The organism is Pseudomonas sp. PICF6 (assembly GCF_009831705.1).
Classification (GTDB): Bacteria; Pseudomonadota; Gammaproteobacteria; order Pseudomonadales; family Pseudomonadaceae; genus Aquipseudomonas; species Aquipseudomonas rhizophila.
The window spans coordinates 62,273-64,961 of record NZ_WUUD01000026.1 but is presented as its reverse complement, the minus strand read 5'-3'; the positions used below and the strand labels follow the sequence as shown (position 1 = coordinate 64,961).

Annotated in this window: 3 protein-coding genes; 2 read left to right on the top strand and 1 reads right to left on the bottom strand. The window is 64.4% G+C overall.

The genetic code is table 11. The features are described from left to right. A partial coding sequence (locus GSM73_RS27435) for an alpha/beta fold hydrolase (protein ID WP_306110019.1) occupies positions 1–567 on the top strand: 567 nt, incomplete at its 5' end. Positions 568–745: 178 nt separating this feature from the next. Here GSM73_RS27435 and GSM73_RS16865 read toward each other — a convergent pair. Then, complete coding sequence (locus GSM73_RS16865; RefSeq protein WP_076383655.1) at positions 746–1,627, bottom strand: LysR substrate-binding domain-containing protein; 882 nt, start codon at positions 1,625–1,627, stop codon at positions 746–748. A 115-nt stretch (positions 1,628–1,742) separates the two neighbouring features. Between GSM73_RS16865 and GSM73_RS27430 the strand changes: the two genes are divergently transcribed. Further along, positions 1,743–2,689, top strand: a 947-nt coding sequence (locus GSM73_RS27430) for a 5-guanidino-2-oxopentanoate decarboxylase (protein ID WP_256676939.1), incomplete at its 3' end; no start/stop codon positions are given.

The following is a 2,689-nucleotide window of genomic DNA, read 5'->3' as shown; positions in this document are numbered from 1 at the left end:
CAGCATATGGCGGCCATGGCGCCGCAGCGGGTTGAGAGCCTGACCCTGATCATGACCAGCTCGGGTGCCGAAGGCCTGCCGGCACCCAGCGAAACCCTGGTGCAGCTGTTGTCCCGGCGCAGTGCACCGAATCGTGAAGTTGCCCTGGAACAACAGGCCGATCTGCTGGCCGCCCTGGGCAGTCCGATGGTGGTGGATGATCGTCAAGCACTGTTGCATCAGGCCGCCCAGGCCTATGACCGGGCCTTCAACCCCGAAGGCGTGCAACGCCAGATCATGGCGATCATGGCCGAGCCGAGCCGGGTGGCGCTGCTCAATCAACTGCGCGTGCCGACCCTGGTGGTTCACGGCACCGCCGACCCGTTGTTGCCGGTGATGCACGGTGTGCACCTGGCGGCGCACATCCGTGGCAGCCGCCTGAAGCTGATACCGGGCCTGGCCCACCGGTTTCAAGAAGCGTTCAAGGAACCGTTGCTGGGGGCGGTGTTGCCCTACTTGCAGCAGCATCGCGAAGACACCTCGCATTGGGCGCAGATCGAGCCGGTGCAGGTGCCGAATCTGCTGTAGCTTTTCCCGTGATAAGGGGACTGATCTGTGGCGAGGGGATTTATCCCCGCTGGGTTGCGAAGCGACCCCAAAACTGGCGCCTCGGTATGTCAGGCTGATCATGTTCGATTGCTTGGGGCCTGCTGCGCAGTCCAGCGGGGATAAATCCCCTCGCCACAGGGGGCTTGCGGTGAAACAGCTAGCGCGTCTGCGCCTGCTCCACCAACCACTCCATCAGCGCCTGCAACTGCTCCGACGCTCCGGGCTTGCGCGGATACACCAGGTGATAGGCCAACCCGGTCCTGACCTTCAGTTCGAAGGGCATCACCAGTCGCCCGGCGTTCAGGTCGTCGCCGATCAGCGACCAGTCGCCAATCGCCACGCCCGTGCTTTGGGAGGCCAGGGACATCGCCAGGTCCAGGGTTTCGAAATGCTGGCCTTTGCTGACGTTGCTCAGTTGCACCTGCGCAGCCTCCAGCCAAGCGTTCCAGTCGCGCTCGTCACTGGTGGGATGAAGCAGCAGATGGTGTTGCAGGTCGGCGGGTGAGCGCAGCGGCACCGGACCTTCAAGCAGTGGACGCGAACACACCGGTGTCAGTTGTTCGTCGAACAAGTGCAGGCTCGTCAATGAAGGCGCGGGCGGCGGCCCATAGACCACCGCGGCGTCGAAGGTTTCGCGCTGGAAATCCACGCCGTGGCGGACGGTGGTGGTCAACTCCACCGGTATGTCCGGTCGTACCTTTTGCCATTGCAGCAAACGCGGCATCAGCCAGCGCAGCACGCAGGTCGGCGCCTTGAGTCGCACGCTCTGGCGTTTCTCGCCGATCTGCTCCACCGCTTCCGCGATCAGGCCGAACACCTGTTGCGCCCGTGGCAACCACGCCTGTCCCTGCGGCGTCAGGCTCAGGCCCCGTGCCTGACGCAGGAACAGCGCGTAACCCAAATGCTCCTCCAGCCCGGCGATCTGCCGGCTCACCGCGCCCTGGGTGATGTGCAACTGTTCCGCCGCCCGGGTGAAGTTGCAGCACTGGGCGGTGATCAGAAACGTGTGCAGCGCCGGGAGCGGAGGAAGTCGTTTCATTTGGAATCGAGCCATGATGTAGGGACATGGCTAGTATGACTTTTTATCCATTGTTGCGGCTATGGCCTGGCCGTTCCAATAACGCCATTCCCCGAAAACAAGAAGGTCAGTGGCAATGGCGACGTGCGGCGAAGTATTGGTCAAGTTACTCGAAGGTTATGGCGTGGAGCAGGTGTTCGGGATTCCCGGCGTGCACACCGTCGAGTTGTATCGTGGGCTGGCCCGTTCCAGCATCCGCCATGTGACGCCGCGTCACGAACAGGGCGCCGGCTTCATGGCCGATGGTTACGCCCGCGTCAGCGGCAAGCCCGGTGTGTGCTTCATCATCACCGGCCCCGGCATGACCAACATCACCACCGCCATGGGCCAGGCCTACGCCGATTCGATCCCGATGCTGGTGATCTCCAGCGTGCAGTCCCGCAGCCAGTTGGGCGGCGGGCGCGGCAAACTCCATGAACTGCCGAACCAGAGCGCGTTGGTGAGTGGCGTGGCGGCGTTTTCCCACACGCTGATGTCCGCCGCCGAGTTGCCGGGAGTGCTGGCCCGGGCTTTCGCCTTGTTCCAGGCCGGTCGCCCGCGGCCGGTGCACATTGAAATTCCGTTGGACGTTCTGGTCGAAGACGCCGATGCCTTGCTCGCCACAAGGCCAGTGAACATCAGCCGTGCCGGGGCCGCGCCGAGTGCCGTGGCGCAGATGTCGGCGATGCTGGCGAAGGCCCGCCGGCCGCTGATCCTGGCCGGTGGCGGCGCCATTGATGCCGCCCGCGAACTGACCGAACTGGCTGAATGCCTCGGCGCCCCCGTGGCATTGACCATCAACGCCAAAGGCTTGTTGCCGTCGCGTCATCCTCTGCTGATCGGTTCCACGCAAAGCCTGGTGGCCACCCGCGCACTGGTGGCCGAGGCCGACGTGGTGCTGGCCATCGGCACGGAGTTGGCCGAGACCGACTACGACATCACCTTCGCCGGCGGCTTCGAAATCCCCGGTGCATTGCTGCGCATCGACATCGACCCGGACCAGACCGTGCGCAACTACCCGCCGCACCTGGCGCTGGTGGCCGA

Excerpts from the sequence above, each read along its gene's own strand:
- GSM73_RS16865 (WP_076383655.1), bottom strand. The coding sequence starts at position 1,627 with ATGAAACGACTTCCTCCGCTCCCGGCGCTGCACACGTTTCTGATCACC.